The following is a 17,485-nucleotide window of genomic DNA, read 5'->3' on the forward strand; positions in this document are numbered from 1 at the left end:
AGTGTAAATCGTTTAAATTTTCACTGTTTTTATTTTCATATAGTTGATTATTAACATTATTCAAACCTTTAGTTAGACTTTATCCTTTATCTTTCATGTCTATAAAAGAGCTATTTTACCGTTTATAAAAATCAGGCTTGAGGATGATCTTTATCATTATATTGCCTCATTACTTTCTCTTTATAAACTTTAAATGCATTAAAGCCTTGTGAAAGTACAAGCAACATTTCTGCTGCACTATTCACCCATACAGCATCATTCAAATCGGGAATATTGTGTTGCTCATGATTAGTAGCTGGGATGATATACATAGGATTAGCTTGCGGATTGACGATCAGCATTTTTCCAGCCATGCACAGATCATAAATAAAGATGCATTCTTCTTCACTTAGTGTGGCATGGTATATTCCACCTGTAATAGGTTTAGGTTGCTCTAATGGGTCTAAATATAAATCACTCACATAACCATTAAAAGCTAAAGCCTTTTCATTCTGATCAACTAATGCTCCACTGCCTACTTGAGTATGAACAGATAATTCATTTTCCGCTAAAAATTTGGCGAGTCCATCACGATCGGCATCGACAATCTCCTGATTTTTTATCCGTATAAACAGTAAAGAAAAGCCCATAATGAATTCCTTTATGATGATTCTAAAATATTTATCACACACGATCGCTATTCTCTATTTATTTAAATCTGAGAACTATTTACTTCTACTGCCTGACGAAAGGCCTGCTGATCTCTTGGAGAAACCAAGACCTGTTTGATTTTTCCGTCTTTCATATATTCGATTTTCAAACGATCTAAAGATAATGCAGGTGATGAAATTGAATTATTGGTTTTGCTAATCTTTTGAATGCTTGTCAAAGGGATATGCCATTTTAAAAAAAGACTATGAATGATCAATGCTTCATTTTCAACGATATAGCGTGTATTGAAAACTGGCCACCAAATCACAGCAATGGTTAAAATATACACCGCTGTATGTTCAGGATATTCAACGATAGTGCCCTTTGCATACATGGTAAAGAGCAATTGAATCAGCAGACCTGTCATTGCGATTAAAAAGCCTAAAATCCACCAATCAATTTTAGTATGAAATTTTTGCATCACGCTCTTCAAAGTTTCCCCATATAAAATATTATTCTATCTGAATTTCGAGTTAAATATGACTATAAAATCATCGATTTACATAATAAAAAACGCCCTTTCGAGCGTTTTAATTTTTGACTAAAAGTCTAAACATCAATTTTTTAAATAGCGATCAAAAATTTCAGAAAAATCATAATTCTCAATTTGTCGAATACGCTGGTTGGCATAATCTTCAACTTGTTGCGCAGTCTGATTGATGATTTCAGGTAAATTTAAAATTGCCTGTTCACTGAGCTCTCGTAAGTTAAACATTTTCTGCACATTGTCAGTGCTTTGTAATAGCACATTACGTTTACGATTGATCTCTTTGCAGGTTTCACCAATGGTAAATAATGCTTTATAGAGATCGCGAATTTTCTCGATTTGTTTTTTATCAATATCGATAGAGAAATGCTGTTCACCTAATTGGAACTTGATTTCAGCATCTAAATCCACGGTACCAGCGGTTTCTAAAAGTACATTTTTAATTGGGTTGTGCTTATACAAGTAGCGGTACAACATGCGTTTTTTACTGATCGCACTTTTACCATCGAGGTGCATAAAGGCCACATTAGTAAAACAATATTCATCTGTTTTACTTTTGATGACAAAGAAAATTTTCTCGTTATCTTCATGAAAAATATAATCATCAATATCTGTTTTATTGAAATCATGTGGCTCAATAATTGTTCCAATATCACTCATACCCATCATTTCTGAGGCTAAATTTTTAAACATTTTGTGTTTTCCAGCGCTTTTATAAATTATGAAAGTAAATTAAAAAAAACGAGCGTTAAACTCAAGTCAAAATTTGTTATTAAAAAAACGCCCTGATGGGCGCTTTAAATCAAATCATTTTTTCAAAAAATGCAATGATCTGTGACATATATGGTCGAATAAAAATCAGGAAGAAAATCCCTAACATCAAGAACCACTTTAAAAAGTAATACAACTGACGATTGGTTTTTTTCAAGGCTTTGGCTTTAATGCGGATTTGGTACACATAACCAAAAACTTTGTTTAACCCCCCTGTTTGATCGCCCGCCTCATTTGGAGAGCTGGCAGCTGTCATCACTTTTTTACCAAACCAGTGGTTAAAGCGCTGCATAAACCTTGTTTTTAATGGGCGCTCTACATCAGCAAAGAAGATAATACGATTTTGGTCCGTGGTATTTTCAGCATAATGAATATAGGTTTCATCAAAAACCACGCTTTCACCATCCCGCCATGAATAACGCTGACCATCTACGTCAATAAAGCAACGATCATCATTTGGTGTAATGAGCCCCAAGTGATAACGCAATGAACCTGCATAAGGATCACGATGGCGCACTAATCGACTATCAGGTGCAAGCTCTGTAAACATTGCCGCCTTAATACTTGGCAAGGTTTTCAACAATTCAGTTGTTTTCGGGCAGAGTTCTGCTGCTGACGGATGCGCTGAGTCATACCATTTTAGGTAAAACCGTTTCCAACCTGTTTTAAAGAATGAATTAAAGCCTAAGTCATCATATGTACTTGAAGCCTTAATTCCACCTTTGGCATATAACGCTTGCGCCTCTTCACGAATCATTTCCCAGTTTTCATCTAACACTTTTAAATCTTTAAAATGTTGTGTGTCGATATACGGCTGATTCGGCACTTTTGAAAACATATACATGAGAAAGTTAATTGGTGCGAGTATCGTTGAATGGTCAAAAAATTGACGATAAAACGAATGTCGCACTTTACCGCGATTTTGGATATACAAAGCAGAAATCACAAAAATCGCCAATATGATCCATTTAATCATACAGCACTCTTTTCATTAATCAGGTTAATCAAGCAACATGTGCTGATAGAATTTTAAATCTCAAAAAGGGAGAATGTTTCTACAAATTATAACAAATCTATAAATCAAAAAGCCACAATGATCTAATTGGATGTTTTTTATTAATTATTATTAAAAACAAACCAAATTTGTAGAGGTGACTACAAATTTGGTTTAAGTTTTATTAGACAGACATCTAAGTTTTTTTCTTATTTATTCCAATCAATCAGTCTTAAAGAAGCCAAAGCTGATGCAGCTTTTGAATTATATACAGCGCACCCTTTCTTAAGTTTCTCAATATTTAACGTTGCTGTTCTTCTTTGTTCATCTGTTGTGGCTATTCCCAGCAGTTTTTCCCATTGTTTAATTTCTTTAGTACTCGTCCATTCAATACTGCTGTTGTAATCCGCCAAATATGTCCTATTTTGATATTTAACTGCTACCGCATCACTATTCCCCACACCCGTATCGGTTTCATAAATGGTCGTCCACGGAACATTTTGCCAGCTACCACTTGAATAGCGATAAGTTATACCTAATGCTTCATATTTTTTATTCAAATAATCAACATAGCCAAGATTGTCGTTATTAAATTCTTCAAATGTTTGATTAAACTCATTATCTGTATTGAAGCTAAAATAGTCTTGGTTATTCTTTCGAGAAATAAAACGATAACAGTTACTTCCCTGTGGAAAACGATCATTGCCATATGAAGCTAATAATTTTCGTGCTTCAAAATAACTATTTTCACTATCAAAACCTAAACTACGATAGCCAGGTAAAACCGTATCAAAAATATTTTTTCCTGAGATATCAATTTTTTCTAGTTTAATATCCGTTTTAACATTACCAATGAATGTTGAGGTCCATGAAGTCAAAGAATTTAATGCAACTGTATTCACCGCAATATCTCGCGGAGTATATAATTTGTTGGCTGTTAATATGTATTCATCTAAACTTTTGTTAGCTTCCGTATCCTTAAACTGTTTATTAAAAATTTCAAAATATTCCATAGTTAAATTATCAGAATCATTGTCTAATTCATAATCAACGAAATAATAGCGAGTTCCATTATCTAAGCTGTCTTGTGCCGTTGAAGTGTTCGAATTATTTGATGAGGAGTCACCACCGCCTCCACATCCAACAAGTAATAATGATAAACAAATAGCAGTGAATGCAAGTTTCTTTTTCTGTATAGACATAATGGGTTCTTTTTTGTGATAAATACCAAACAAATATTACATTTGCTATACAGAATATTCAATTTATTTTCAAAATTTCATAGGCGAAAAATTAAATTCAATATCAATTGACCTAAATGACAAAAAAAATGAATCACTATGTATGCCTATTATTATCCATTTCGCTAAAGAAATGTTCAAAGAAATTTACATTAAATCAATAAATTTCAAATATTTATATAATAAACCTATAAAATTATTAAAATTTAAAAGCTTAATTTAATCTTCTACTCAAAAAAAATTGATGACCCTTGCGTCACGGCTTGATACAACTTGTTAGGTTATTTTTAGATATAGTTATCGTAAGATTAGTGAAGTCGAAATGTGTGCGGGAATTGCATACACACTTCAAAACATCAACTTAAGAAGTCCTCCAAAAAAGGAGATCAGGGCATGATCCACGCTGGCAATGCCATTACCGTCCAATTGCTTTCGGACGGAATTGCAGAATTCCGCTTTGACTTACAAGGTGAGTCTGTTAACAAATTCAACCGTGCAACGATTGAAGACTTTAAAGCTGCTATTGAAGCTGTAAAAAATAACAGTGAAGTGAAAGGTCTAATCGTTACCTCTGGTAAATCAACATTTATCGTTGGTGCAGACATTACTGAGTTTGGTGAAAACTTTAAGCAAGGTGAAAGTGCAATTGTAGAATGGGCAATGCCTGTTCACGAGATTTTTAACGCTTTTGAAGATCTAGAGATTCCTAAAGTTGCTGCGATCAATGGTATTGCATTGGGCGGCGGTTTTGAAATGTGTTTGGTATGTGACTACCGCGTAATGTCAAATGCTGCAACAGTGGGCTTACCAGAAGTTAAACTGGGTATCATTCCTGGTTTCGGTGGTACTGTTCGTCTAAGCCGTTTGATTGGTATTGACAATGCGGTTGAGTGGATCGCGACTTCAGCAAACAAACGTCCAGATGCTGCGCTGAAAGACGGTGCTGTAGATGCAGTTGTTGCAGCTGACAAACTCCAAGAAGCTGCGATTGATCTTGTTAAACAAGCAATCTCTGGTCGTTTAGACTGGAAAGCAAAACGTCAAGAAAAATTAGAGCCTGTTAAATTAGACATGCTTGAACAAATGATGGCGTTTAACTCATCTAAAGGTGTGGTTCTTGCGAAAGCAAACCCTGCTCAATACCCTGCGCCAAAACTTCTTCTTGATTCACTTCAAGCAGGTGTAAGTCAAAAACGTGATGAAGCGTTAAAAATTGAAGCTGAAGCATTTGCTAAAGCTGCGATTACACCACAAGCAGGTGCATTGATCGGTTTATTCATCAATGACCAAGTTGTGAAAAAAGCATCGAAAAAACATGAAAAAGGTGCTCACCCTGTTAACCAAGCAGCTGTTTTAGGTGCGGGTATTATGGGTGGCGGTATTGCTTACCAAGCGGCAAGCAAAGGCACACCAATCATCATGAAAGACATCGGTAACCCACAGCTTGCTTTGGGTATGTCTGAAGCGAATGGCTTGTTGACTAAACAAGTTGAACGTAAAAAGATGACGCCTGCAAAAATGGGTGAAACACTTGCACGCATCCGTCCTACTTTAAGCTATGACGAGTTTAAAGAAGTTGACATCGTGATTGAAGCAGTCACAGAGAATCCTAAAATCAAGGAAGCTGTGTTACGTGATACAGAAGCAAAAGTTCGTGACAACACAATCATTGCTTCAAATACCTCTACGATTTCAATCACGCGTCTTGCAAATGCATTGACTCGTCCTGAAAACTTCGTGGGTATGCACTTCTTTAACCCAGTTCACATGATGCCTTTGGTTGAAGTGATCCGTGGTGAGAAAACATCTGAAGAAGCAATTGCGACAACTGTTGTTCTTGCTCAGAAAATGGGTAAAACACCAATCGTTGTAAACGACTGCCCTGGCTTCCTTGTAAACCGTGTATTGTTCCCTTACTTTGGTGCGTTTGACCTTCTGCTTAAAGATGGCGCAGACTTCCAACAAGTTGACAAAGTCATGGAAAAATTCGGCTGGCCTATGGGACCTGCTTATTTGATCGACGTTGTGGGTATCGACACTGGTGTACATGGTGCTGAAGTTATGGCTGAAGGTTTCCCAGACCGCATGAAGCCTGACTATAAAGGCGCGATCGAAATCATGTACGAAAACAAACGTCTTGGTCAAAAAAATGACATCGGTTTCTATAAATACGAGCTTGATCGTAAAGGTAAGAAAGCGAAATCTATTGATCCAACTGCGTATGAGCTTGTTGCAACGATGGCAACCACTGAAAAGCACGAGTTTGATGCTCAAGAAATTATTGACCGTATGATGCTCGCGTTCTGTAACGAGACTGTTCGTTGCTTAGAGGACAACATTGTTTCTACTGCTTCTGAAGCAGATATGGCAATGATCATGGGTGTAGGTTTCCCTCCATTCCGTGGTGGTCCAGCGCGTTACATCGACCAAACAGGTGTTGCTGAATATGTTGCGCTTTGCGACAAATATGCACACTTAGGTAAGGCTTATGAAGCGCCACAAATGTTGCGTGACATGGCTGCAAACAACAAAAAATTCTACGGTTAAGGAGCAACGTGAATGGCTACTTTAAATCCACGTGACGTTGTCATCGTTGATGGCGTACGTTCTGCAATGGGTAAAACCAAAAACGGTATGTTCCGCAATGTACGTGCTGACAGCTTATCTGCTGAATTGGTTCGTGCTTTAGTTGCTCGTAACCAGTTTGATGTCAATGAAGTTGAAGATTTGATCTGGGGTTGTGTTAACCAAACCCTAGAACAAGGTATGAACATTGGCCGTAACATCGTGTTATTGGCTGACTTGCCAAAGACTGTTGGTGGTCAAACTGTAAACCGCCTCTGTGGTTCTTCTATGCAGTCAATCCATACTGCTGCGGCGCAAATTGCAACCAACCAAGGTGATGTATTCATCATCGGTGGTGTAGAGCACATGGGTCACGTTGGTATGATGCACGGCATCGACCTTAACCCAGAAGCATCTAAGCATTATGCGAAAGCATCTAACATGATGGGCTTAACTGCTGAAATGTTAGGTCGTATGAATGGCATTAGCCGTGACGAACAAGATGCGTTTGGTGTTGAATCTCATCGTCGCGCTTGGGCTGCAACTCAGGAAGGTCGTTTCAAAAACGAAATCGTGGGTGTTGAAGGTCATGATGCCAATGGCTTCAAAATCCTTTGCGACATCGACGAAGTAATTCGTCCAGATGCAAACCTTGAAGCATTCAAAGCATTACGTCCAGTATTTGATCCTAAAGGTGGTACTGTAACTGCTGCGACTTCTTCTGCATTGTCTGATGGTGCATCGGCAATGTTGTTAATGTCTGCTGAACGTGCTCAAGCTTTAGGTCTTAAGCCACGTGCTGTGATTCGCTCTATGGCGATTGCAGGCTGTGATGCTGCGATCATGGGTTATGGTCCTGTTCCTGCAACACAGAAAGCGCTTAAACGTGCTGGCTTAACAATGGAAGACATCCAAACCATCGAGTTAAACGAAGCATTTGCTGCTCAAGGTCTTTCTGTAATGAAAGGCTTGAACATCTATGACAAGCAAGACAAGATCAACTTAAACGGCGGTGCGATTGCATTGGGTCACCCATTGGGTTGTTCAGGCGCACGTATCACCACTACATTGTTGAACGTGATGGAACAACAAGATACTCAAATCGGTCTTGCAACGATGTGTATCGGTCTTGGCCAAGGTATCGCGACAATTATCGAACGTGTTTAATTCTTAATTAAATACTAAGATATAAAATCCCCGCTTAATGCGGGGATTTTATTAAAAGTGATCCAACTTTCCCTAAAAGACTCTATTCATTTTGAGTTTTTTATAGATCATTTTACTTTTACTCACTTGATCTAATGCAGACAGTTTAGAAACCAAGCTGTAACTGTAGTCGTTGAATTGTTCTCGCTATTATTTGCAAGCATTCACCAAGTTTAATTTTAGGACAGAACTCAATATACAAAAAAGCCAATCTACAGATTGACTTTATAATATTCTTAAAATTTAAAAGATTATCACTTCGGTAAGCCGCTTCGCCATTTATCACCTAACATCAAATCTAAACGGTCAGCATCGATATTCAACTTAAAAGTTCCATTACGAACTGCTTCTAAGGCTTTCTCGCGATTCATCCCCATCGAAAGTGGCTCCATCATGGTAAACAAACCTGCTGTAGGATCAGAGGACTGCAAACCAGCAGCTACAGCCAAAACATACTCTCTGAGTAATGGTGAAGAAATTTGATTTATATTCGGTTCAGAGGCTTTGGGCTGCATATCAAGCACAGCAAAATTATCGCCTATCACATAATTTTGGATCTCATTCTCTTTTTTAATGATCTGATGCTGTAACGCTTTACGTACATCCTTATCTTCTTGATAAGGAATAACACCTACAGCTTCTTGACGTAGTTCAGAATCCGCCATCACTTTAATGGTAGGCAATGAGGCAACTTCTTCTGCCTGTACAGTGGGTAACCAAACAGAAAGAGCCGTTGCAAGTATCGAAACTTTGATAAAGTTCATACATTTCACCTAAAAAATAAATCATCCTATACATTCAATAAAATGATTCAATACATTTAATACTGTCTATTAAATAGGCTATAACAAATTATAGCGAGATTCACTAAAGCTCAGATAAACGGTAAATACTGTTAAAATTCTGAAATAAAGATTAAATAGGTTTTGCTCACTCAACAGCTTGAATAGAGCCACCGATAAATTTTTTCAACTGATCCATTTCAGTTTATAAGAGGTCTATTATGAATCTTGCTAAAGTTGCTGAAATAACTCAAGTCAGCCCGCGTATGCTCCGTTATTATGAAGAGCTAGGATTAATTCGTCCGCAACGAACAGCGAATCACTATCGAGATTATAATCAAGCAAACATCGAGGATATTCAAAAAATTAAAGTTCTCAATGATGCAGGCATGCATTTAAAAGACATTAAATTATTATTGCCATGTTTCGATTTGGCTGAGGAAAAACTTACCTTATGCCCAGTTGCCAAAGAGACATTAGAAATGGAGTTAGAACATATTTCAGAAAAATTAGCCAAACTCAAAAAATCTCAAAGCTTATTAGCATCTTTTTTAATGCAAGGAAAAATTGAAGAAACCAAGCGCTAATCGAGATCAACCTCATTGAAGCGCTTTGACTCGCTCTTTTTCTTCACTATTCATATCCTTCCAAGCTTTTCGATCATTCCAAAACCAATAGCCATTTTTATCCTGTGCAATACATCCCGCATCAGATTTGGTTTTAAAACTTGCATAATCTGCATCGTCAAGTTTGCCAAAACGTTCTTCATAAATATTGTGCTTGTCTTTTGCATAGCAATCTCCGAGCAACTCAAAACTATTGGCATCTGCACCCTCTAAAATAGAAAAACTACCCCCATCCAGCATACTAAAGTAGCGATAAACATGCCGTTTATCTTTATATAAATTGGAAGGGTTTAACTGCTTGAAGCTCGCTAAATCTATAGTGTCATTCAAAGAAGGCCCATCTTCACCACCAAAACCCAAATGTCGATAAAAACGCTCACCCATGATCGACAGGCTTTTGCTAGGCAGAACATGTTCAGATAAAAACATGCTACAACGATTTGCATAAGGAAACTTTAAAGCCAATTCTCGTTGAGGATTGATATATAAATTGTCCCGCACAAGGCTCCATTGCTGTTTTTCCTGCTCAGCATTTAAAGCCGCTTGCTTTTCCTCCTCGACACATTGGTCATACTCAATTTGTTCAGCACATAAAATAGGGGCTAAGCCTAAAAAATGCTTCCATCCATAAACCTGTTTATAAGTATCGACATCCAGAATGGAATCTCGGTCAATTTGATAAACACCAAAATGATAACGATATAAAGCAACACTTTTACAATCCTGCTGAACGAGAATTGGCGTCTGGTAGACATAGCCAATCCCACCCAGCAATAGCAGTATAAACATTGTAAAAAACAACCATATTTTTATATTTTTCATTCATCTACTTCTAAAATTTACAAGGCTTCTTCTAATACTTCCGCATTTTGCTCTTTTTTCTGATTGATTTGGCTATTCAATTTCAGTACATCCTGAAATAACTGATTAAATTGTTTCACTTGAGCATCTTCTTTAAACAAAATTTGATTGCCCTGCTTCTGCCACTCATATTTTTTTAACAAATCAAACATGGTTTCAGCTTTACCTAAAATTTGTAGCTCATTTAGGATTAGGGTATTTTCAGGGTCAAGTTCAGCATTCTGTTCGAGCTTATCCTGTAAGGGTTTCTTGAGGTCTTTACGCAAATCTATTTTTTTTAATTCGTTTAAAGCCTCGGTTTTATTTTGTCTATTTTTTTGCTGATATTGCTGCATTGCTTGTCGTACAGTCACCAGCATCTGTGTTGTTTCTACATAGTTCTGTTTACGGTCTGCATCCAAACGATTTACATCTAAAAAATGATCCCATTTGGCCGCTGCGAGCTGATTTAAATAAGTGTTCCGTGTATCAACATTCTTGGCCCAATATTTCAATAAAAACTCAGACAAGGTTTTGTAATCACCTTTGAGCCGATTATCATGGATATCAATATTTACTGGTTTAGAACGGTCTTGGGCTTGTTCAGAAAGTTGCCGCATTTTTTCAGTCATCACCAAATCAAATGCTTGGCGATTGGCTTCTTCATTCTTTATTGAACTATGGTCATAGTAGAAAAATCCAATAACAGCCAGAAAGATGATACCGAAAACAATCAAAAGTCGACGCATACCAAGCTCCGAACATCCTTATAGATTACTTAGAATATCCTAAGCGACTCTTTTTTGTATATTAATTATGCAAAATAACAATAAATAACTTTTGCTGAATAAGCTTAAAATGGGCATCACTTAAAAGTTTCACTTTAAATTTATGCAAACAAACCCCATCATAATCCAGAATTAGATTGTAGAGATTTCCCATGCGCGTAGATATTTGGTCAGATGTGGTTTGTCCTTTTTGCTATATCGGTAAAAAACGTTTAGAAGCTGCTGCTGAACAAGCAGGTATTGAACTTGAAGTCCATTGGCACAGTTTTGAACTTGATCCTGAAGCACCTACGCGTCAAGAAGTTTCAAACTCTGAACGTCTTGCGCAAAAATATGGACGTAGCATCCCTGAAGTCGAAGATATGCAACGCAATATTGCAGCAATGGCAAAAGAAGAAGGCATCCAATTTAACTGGGAAAATGCCAACTCAGGAAATACCTTTAATGCCCATCGTATCATTCACCTTGCACAAAGTAAGGGTTTAGGTTCAGAAGCGGAAGAAGCTTTTTTCTATAGCTATATGACACAAGGCCTACCGATTGGTGAGCGTGAAACAATTGAAGATGTCGCATCTCGTATTGGCTTAAATCCGATCGAAGTTGATGATGTTCTAGACTCTGAAGAATATGCTGACTTTGTAAAATTCGATGAACAAGTTGCTCATGATCAATTAAAAGTAACAGGTGTACCATTCTTTGTCTTTGATCAACGTGTGGCTTTAGCGGGTGCTCAACCACGTGAAGTCTTTGTACAAGTGTTAGAAAAAGCCCTTGAAACTGCGAATGATGCTGAAATCGAGCAACAGGATGGCCCTGTTTGTGCTGATGACTCTTGTGAAGTTCCAAACAAATAAAATCAGCTACTGGAGAAATTCCTTGAAGGAGTTTCTTCAGTATTCAATAAGCATAGTAATATTTAAGAAAATGGTTAAAAAACCAACATAAACTGATCATAAAAATATACTAATGATTTCTACGCTTTATTTTTAATGGGTCATTTTTTAAAATTTTACGTGCCATTTTTGCAATACAGCGTTGCAGAAAAGGAACTATTCATCGTGTTTTTCTTAGACTAAGATCTTTAAATATTTTTCGTTCCCACGAAATTCATGCGCTGTAGTTTCTTTTTTAATTTTCTTATTTTTTTAAGACACAACACCTCCTCTTTTGGAGGTGTTTTTGTTTATACCACAATAAAATCGGCCTTGAGGATAAAATTAAAGTTATCCACAACAGCGTATAATTTTTCTTCATTCTCGATTTTCAAACGTTTATGGGATCTATTCACAATCGCTTATCAATTCTTCTTGGATAAGTGCATATTTTGTATCTAAAGCAATTTTTAGTTTAAAAGCTTTACTACAATTGGGCTGTGGATAATAAAAGCACTGATCTATTCAAAAACAGCTTAAACTGCGCTTTGGTTCGCGATATCGCTGATAGAATGCGTTTCATTTTAAATAAATTTATGTTTTTTGTACTTAAAATAGCGATTCCATTGAAATTCAGTGTTTTTTTAAGGCATAGTTATACTGAAAATTAAAAACTGAATGATTCAAAGTTTAAGAAGTGTGCATATGAATAAAATATCAATCTTCTCAAAACTACCTTATGTCTTAATATTAGGCGGTTTTTTTGGGAACGCTGCATTTGCAGAAGTAAATAGCAGTCTTGAAGCGAATGCTAAAACGGGGAAAGTCGATCAGCAACCTTCTTTAGCCACCACCAAAGAAAATGAGATCGGCTTGCTCAACTATATTCCAAAAATTGTTGACTCAACACCGACCATTTTTCCTGAACAATCTGATCAGGTTATTGTTCCCCCAACAGATGCGACAGAAGATCAAACTTGGGCCGACAAAAAGCAGAAAAAGATTAGCAATTGGGCAGACCGTACAGCCAATAAAATGGACAACTGGTTTGGAAAAACTGATCCGGCACATCCAGCATCAGCAACGTTGCGGATCATTGTTGATAATCAATGGAACAAACATGATGGTTATGATGTCAATCCACGTATTCGAGGGAAAGTAAAATTACCCACACTTGAAAACCGTTTAAGTGTGGTCTTTGGTGATGATTCATTAGATGATGAAATTTCCAATAATATTGCGATCAATAACAATCATGCTGATGGCAATCCAGATAAACGAGTGGATGGAAAACAAATTCGTGATGATAACAGCTCGATTGCTTTACGTTGGTCACAGCTTTCTAAACGCTTACCTTTTGACATAGATGCAGACCTTGGTATTCGTTCAGGCGATGATATTTATGCACGTTTAAAGGCCCAAAAGGATTGGAAACTGGGGAATGATTTTACTTTTCATGCAGAACAAATTTACCGCTATGGGATCGACAGTGAAAACTATTTAAGAACCAACTTAGAGCTAACCCATGCTCGCCCCAATCAGCCCTTTATTTCTAACCAATTCTATGTGACGTATGCAGATGAACAAGACGATGATTTAACTTGGGATAACCGTACTTATCGTCAACATCAGTTCTTTAAAAACAATCGCTTTAACTACGGTATCTACACTGGCGGTTATTATAATGATAATGATCTTAAATTAAACAGTTGGGGGCCTTTTGTGTCTTGGCGGCAACCTGTTTGGCGTGAATGGTTTTACGTACAAGGTGATTTAAATTATTTTAATGATCGTCGTGAAGATCGTAGCCATTTCCCAAGTGCTTTGGTCCGTTTAGAAGCGTTATTTTAAGCATCAGCTGAATCTTTAAGCTGAACTGTGGATAAGTTTCGACTTATCCACTGATGTTGATAAAACGCCTGCCACATCCTTTTAATTCAATGAGGCAATTGAAAACAATTCAAAAGTAAAACTATAAGCGGGACCAAAGTCGCTTGAATTTGGCATATACATTGTTTCGTAGGTCATTCGCCCAATCGCCCTAACTTCTTTATCGACTAAAGCATCGTCTATTTTAAGGCTTGGATGTACTGCTATCGGTAACGCCATTCCCCCTTTCCCATCGCTAGCTGCAAGTTCATAGTTCTGACCATTTTTTTTCAATATACCAATCACAGCAGCCTGTGTATTTTGTCGTAAGAACATGGCGTTATGTACTGAAAGATCTGTGGTATTTGCATTGCGCTTTTCAACAGGTGGAAGTTCATATGCCATTCCTACTGTTGTAGCTAAACTGAGCAATACAGAACAGCCTATACATTGAATTCTTTTAAATTTATTCATTGAATGTTTTTTATAAAAAAAGCCTATCTTTAAGATAGGCTCTGTTAAAACAAATGACGACTTATTTAAGCAATAAATTGTTAATACGTTTTACATATTCCGCAGGATCATCAGGTAAACCACCCTCAGCAATTACTGCCTGATCAAAGATCACATTGGCTAAATCATCAAACTGTGCTGAACTTTCCAATTTTTTCACTAAAGGATGTTCTGGGTTAATTTCCAGAATTGGCTTAGATTCAGGTACAGCCTGACCCGCTTGTTTTAACATACGAATCAATTGTGGAGAAAGCTCACCATCGCTGGTTACTAGACATGCTGGTGAGTCCACCAAACGCGTTGTCACACGCACTTCTTTGGTCTTGGCTTTTAATGAATCAGAGAGCTTTTCAACCACAGGTTTAAACTGTTCTGCAGCAGCTTCAAGTGCTTTTTTCTCTTCAGCATCTTGTAAATCACCAAGATCGACTGCACCCTTTGCGACATTTTGCATAGGTGTACCATCAAAGTCATGCACAAATTCCATCGCCCATTCATCAACACGGTCTGCCATAAGCAAAACTTCAATGTCTTTTTTACGGAACAATTCAAGTTGTGGTGAGTTTTTTGCAGCCGCTAAGCTATCGGCAGTCACATAATAGATGGCTTTTTGCCCTTCTTTCATGCGTGCTTTATACGCTTCCAATGATGTTGAAACTTCATCATTGCTCGAAGTAGAGAAGCGTAAAAGTTTTAGAATACGTTCACGATTACCAAAGTCTTCACCTAAACCTTCCTTGATTACTGAACCAAATTCAGCATAGAAGGTTTTAAATTTGTCTTGGTCAGCTTGATCTTCTGATTTTGCTAAAGCATCCAATGTTGTCAATACACGACGTGCATTTCCTTCACGGATGGTTTTCACATCACGGCTTTCTTGTAGAATCTCACGACTTACGTTAAGCGGCAGATCAGCACTATCCACCACACCTTGTACAAAACGTAAATAATTTGGAATCAGATTGTCTGCATCATCCATAATAAATACACGTTTTACATAAAGTTTGATGCCTGCTTTAGCTTCACGTGTGAAAATATTACTTGGTGCTTTACTTGGAATATAAAGCAATTGGGTATATTCAGTACTGCCTTCAACTCGGTTATGCGCCCAAGCCAGTGGTGCATCAAAGTCATGGGTTAAATTCTTATAGAATTCTACATACTGCTCTTCTGTAATTTCGCCTTTGCTACGTGTCCACAAAGCACTTGCTGAGTTAATCGCTTCCCATTCATCTGTTTTAACATAATGACCTGGTTTTTTCTCTTCACCTTCAGCAGCTTCTTCTTCCTGCCAAACTTCCTTCTGCATTTCGATAGGTAAGCTGATATGGTCAGAGTATTTATTGATAATTTGTTTAACTTTATAAGATTCTAAATAATCCAGCGCATCATCACGTAAATGCAAAATAATCGATGTTCCACGTGAAGTCTTCTCAATTTGTTCAACTTCAAAATCACCTGTACCGCCACTGATCCAACGTACACCTTCTGATGTATCTAAACCTGCACGACGAGATTCAACGGTAATCTTATCAGCAACGATAAAACCAGAATAAAAACCTACACCAAACTGACCAATCAGTTGCGCATCTGCTTTTTGGTCACCAGATAGCTTTGACATAAAGTCTTTGGTACCTGATTTAGCAATCGTCCCTAAGTTATCAATGGCTTCCTGTTGGCTTAAACCAATACCATTATCTGAGATGGTGATTGTTTTAGCATCTTTATCTAGGCTTACACGAACATGTAAGTCTGGATCATTCTCATAATATTCAGGATGGTTAATTCCTTCAAAACGCAACTTATCACATGCATCTGAAGCATTTGAAATCAGCTCGCGTAGGAAAATTTCAGGGTTAGAATAAAGTGAATGCGTCACTAAATGTAAAAGCTGAGCCACTTCTGCTTGAAAGCTATGCTTTTTTGAACTGTGTTGTACGTTCTGTTCACTCATAAAATCACTCCGTAAATTCATAACGCTTTTTTATTGAATGCATTAGAAATGGAGTGGTTTAAGCATATTTCAATAGGAAAATTTAATTTTTTTTAAAATGGCCCTTGTTGGTAAACTCGATTCATATAAATTTCTAGTTTTTGCTGACGCATCTGATACGCATCGGTTAAACAGCGTAGATTGTCCTGACATTGATTGCGCAGTTGTAACCATTTCACTTGCTGATCCTGTATCACGCCCCGTGTTCCCATCGGAACGAGTTTACGGATAATGGTATAGGTGGTCGCCATTTTGACATCTGCATCGTTTAAACTGCGATGCTCACAAATGGCATGTTCGCTTTTGGTCTGAGCATGCTCACAATTAAAACTTGCAGCATTGGCTATAGTGCTGCTACTTAACCCTACAAATATTATAAAAATTAAATTTTTCATATCATGTCAAAGTCTTATTGATGTTCTGATAGATTAAATGGATTTAATCAGCGCTTATATAGCTAAAAATAACTATTTTTTATTGCTTCTTGTTTCAATATATAAGGCTCTGTAAAAATAAAAAAACTCGGTAAATTTACCGAGTTTTTTATGATTCTAAAGCAAACTTAGAATCTATAGCTATAACCCAAAGTATAGATAACTGGATCAATATCTAAATCAAATTTTGCAGCAGTAGTATTACCCGCTTTAACAGTCACTTCTGGGCTTAATTGAGCATAACGGGCATCAAAGAAAACACCCCAATTTTTTGCATCAGCAGGTTGGAAGTTAAAACCGATTTGACCAGCAAAACCAAAATCTTCTTTAACTTTAACCTTAGTGCCCGCCAATGCCCCAGATGATTCCTCATCCCATGCAAGGAATGCTGTACCACCAACACCAATATACGGTGTAAAACGTGTAGAGTTTTTAAAGTTATATTTAAACGTTACAGTTGGTGGTAAGTGTTTAAGGTTAACTGCTTTTTCACCATCTAATTTCACATCGTGGCTAATTGGTGTAGCTAATAAAACTTCCGCAGAGAAAGGTGTTTCACCAAAGATATATTCTACAGAAGGCGTAAAAGCATATTCATGGTCTGCCTTCACAGTCCCAACACCAGCAACTTTGGTGTCTTGTGTTGGTGCAATCACCGAACCACCAACTTTGACTTGCCAATCTGCAAATGAAGCAGAAGAAATTGCCATTAATGCAATAAGAGCAGTTTGCTTTAACATTATAAATACCCCAGCGTTGTTATTAATAAGCATTAAACATAGGTATTAATAATATTGCAACATTTATTTAAATC

At 37.1% G+C, this 17,485-nt stretch carries 17 protein-coding genes; 5 read left to right on the forward strand and 12 right to left on the reverse strand.

Annotated elements, in window-relative coordinates:
* Nucleotides 1-131: 131 nt before the first annotated feature.
* The 5 genes from GJV03_RS01650 to GJV03_RS01670 all read right to left on the reverse strand — a co-directional run bounded on the left by GJV03_RS01650 (nt 132) and on the right by GJV03_RS01670 (nt 4,144).
* Nucleotides 132-629 carry a hypothetical protein gene (locus GJV03_RS01650; RefSeq protein ID WP_154129325.1) on the reverse strand — a complete coding sequence of 166 codons (498 nt, stop codon included), beginning with the start codon at nt 627-629 and terminating at the stop codon, nt 132-134.
* 62 nt (nt 630-691) lie between these two features.
* The gene (locus GJV03_RS01655) at nt 692-1,111 is read right to left on the reverse strand and encodes a PH domain-containing protein (RefSeq protein WP_154129326.1); all 420 of its coding nucleotides are present in this window, start codon (nt 1,109-1,111) and stop codon (nt 692-694) included.
* 135 nt (nt 1,112-1,246) lie between these two features.
* The gene (locus tag GJV03_RS01660; protein WP_004718435.1) at nt 1,247-1,870 is read right to left on the reverse strand and encodes a PH domain-containing protein; all 624 of its coding nucleotides are present in this window, start codon (nt 1,868-1,870) and stop codon (nt 1,247-1,249) included.
* A gap of 109 nt (nt 1,871-1,979) precedes the next feature.
* Nucleotides 1,980-2,924 carry a lipid A hydroxylase LpxO gene (gene lpxO, locus GJV03_RS01665; RefSeq protein WP_004718437.1) on the reverse strand — a complete coding sequence of 315 codons (945 nt, stop codon included), beginning with the start codon at nt 2,922-2,924 and terminating at the stop codon, nt 1,980-1,982.
* 227 nt (nt 2,925-3,151) lie between these two features.
* Nucleotides 3,152-4,144, reverse strand: a complete 993-nt coding sequence (locus GJV03_RS01670) for a hypothetical protein (RefSeq protein ID WP_105714616.1) — start codon at nt 4,142-4,144, stop codon at nt 3,152-3,154.
* Nucleotides 4,145-4,576: 432 nt separating this feature from the next.
* Between GJV03_RS01670 and fadB the strand changes: the two genes are divergently transcribed.
* Nucleotides 4,577-6,730, forward strand: a complete 2,154-nt coding sequence (fadB, locus tag GJV03_RS01675) for a fatty acid oxidation complex subunit alpha FadB (RefSeq protein ID WP_004718440.1) — start codon at nt 4,577-4,579, stop codon at nt 6,728-6,730.
* Nucleotides 6,731-6,742: 12 nt separating this feature from the next.
* Nucleotides 6,743-7,915 carry an acetyl-CoA C-acyltransferase FadA gene (gene fadA, locus GJV03_RS01680; RefSeq protein ID WP_004718442.1) on the forward strand — a complete coding sequence of 391 codons (1,173 nt, stop codon included), beginning with the start codon at nt 6,743-6,745 and terminating at the stop codon, nt 7,913-7,915.
* Nucleotides 7,916-8,208: 293 nt separating this feature from the next.
* On the opposite strand, the gene GJV03_RS01685 is transcribed toward fadA, so the two are convergent.
* Nucleotides 8,209-8,718, reverse strand: coding sequence for a hypothetical protein (locus GJV03_RS01685; protein ID WP_154129327.1), 510 nt, complete (start codon nt 8,716-8,718; stop codon nt 8,209-8,211).
* 239 nt (nt 8,719-8,957) lie between these two features.
* Here GJV03_RS01685 and GJV03_RS01690 point away from each other — a divergent pair, with 239 nt between their 5' ends.
* On the forward strand, nt 8,958-9,323 hold the full coding sequence (locus tag GJV03_RS01690) for a MerR family transcriptional regulator (RefSeq protein ID WP_154129328.1): 366 nt from the start codon (nt 8,958-8,960) through the stop codon (nt 9,321-9,323).
* Between the two features lie 12 nt (nt 9,324-9,335).
* Here GJV03_RS01690 and GJV03_RS01695 read toward each other — a convergent pair whose 3' ends face one another.
* Nucleotides 9,336-10,151, reverse strand: coding sequence for a DKNYY domain-containing protein (locus GJV03_RS01695; protein WP_154129329.1), 816 nt, complete (start codon nt 10,149-10,151; stop codon nt 9,336-9,338).
* A gap of 50 nt (nt 10,152-10,201) precedes the next feature.
* The gene (locus tag GJV03_RS01700) at nt 10,202-10,951 is read right to left on the reverse strand and encodes a hypothetical protein (RefSeq protein ID WP_105714611.1); all 750 of its coding nucleotides are present in this window, start codon (nt 10,949-10,951) and stop codon (nt 10,202-10,204) included.
* Between the two features lie 191 nt (nt 10,952-11,142).
* Here GJV03_RS01700 and GJV03_RS01705 point away from each other — a divergent pair, with 191 nt between their 5' ends.
* Both GJV03_RS01705 and GJV03_RS01710 read left to right on the forward strand, forming a co-directional pair.
* Nucleotides 11,143-11,844, forward strand: a complete 702-nt coding sequence (locus GJV03_RS01705; protein WP_154129330.1) for a DsbA family oxidoreductase — start codon at nt 11,143-11,145, stop codon at nt 11,842-11,844.
* Nucleotides 11,845-12,567: 723 nt separating this feature from the next.
* Nucleotides 12,568-13,713: a hypothetical protein gene (locus GJV03_RS01710; protein ID WP_035372393.1), complete on the forward strand. Its 1,146-nt coding sequence runs from the start codon at nt 12,568-12,570 to the stop codon at nt 13,711-13,713.
* 81 nt (nt 13,714-13,794) lie between these two features.
* Here GJV03_RS01710 and GJV03_RS01715 read toward each other — a convergent pair whose 3' ends face one another.
* The 4 genes from GJV03_RS01715 to GJV03_RS01730 all read right to left on the reverse strand — a co-directional run bounded on the left by GJV03_RS01715 (nt 13,795) and on the right by GJV03_RS01730 (nt 17,411).
* Nucleotides 13,795-14,205, reverse strand: a complete 411-nt coding sequence (locus GJV03_RS01715; protein ID WP_105714610.1) for a hypothetical protein — start codon at nt 14,203-14,205, stop codon at nt 13,795-13,797.
* Between the two features lie 61 nt (nt 14,206-14,266).
* A complete protein-coding gene (gene htpG, locus GJV03_RS01720) occupies nt 14,267-16,198 on the reverse strand; it encodes a molecular chaperone HtpG (protein WP_151956253.1) in 1,932 nt (643 codons plus the stop codon).
* 92 nt (nt 16,199-16,290) lie between these two features.
* Nucleotides 16,291-16,632, reverse strand: coding sequence for a hypothetical protein (locus tag GJV03_RS01725; protein ID WP_004818519.1), 342 nt, complete (start codon nt 16,630-16,632; stop codon nt 16,291-16,293).
* Nucleotides 16,633-16,799: 167 nt separating this feature from the next.
* Nucleotides 16,800-17,411 carry an OmpW family outer membrane protein gene (locus GJV03_RS01730; protein WP_016539694.1) on the reverse strand — a complete coding sequence of 204 codons (612 nt, stop codon included), beginning with the start codon at nt 17,409-17,411 and terminating at the stop codon, nt 16,800-16,802.
* Nucleotides 17,412-17,485: the final 74 nt, after the last annotated feature.

This window comes from Acinetobacter sp. RIT698 (assembly GCF_009668065.1).
GTDB lineage: Bacteria > Pseudomonadota > Gammaproteobacteria > Pseudomonadales > Moraxellaceae > Acinetobacter > Acinetobacter guillouiae.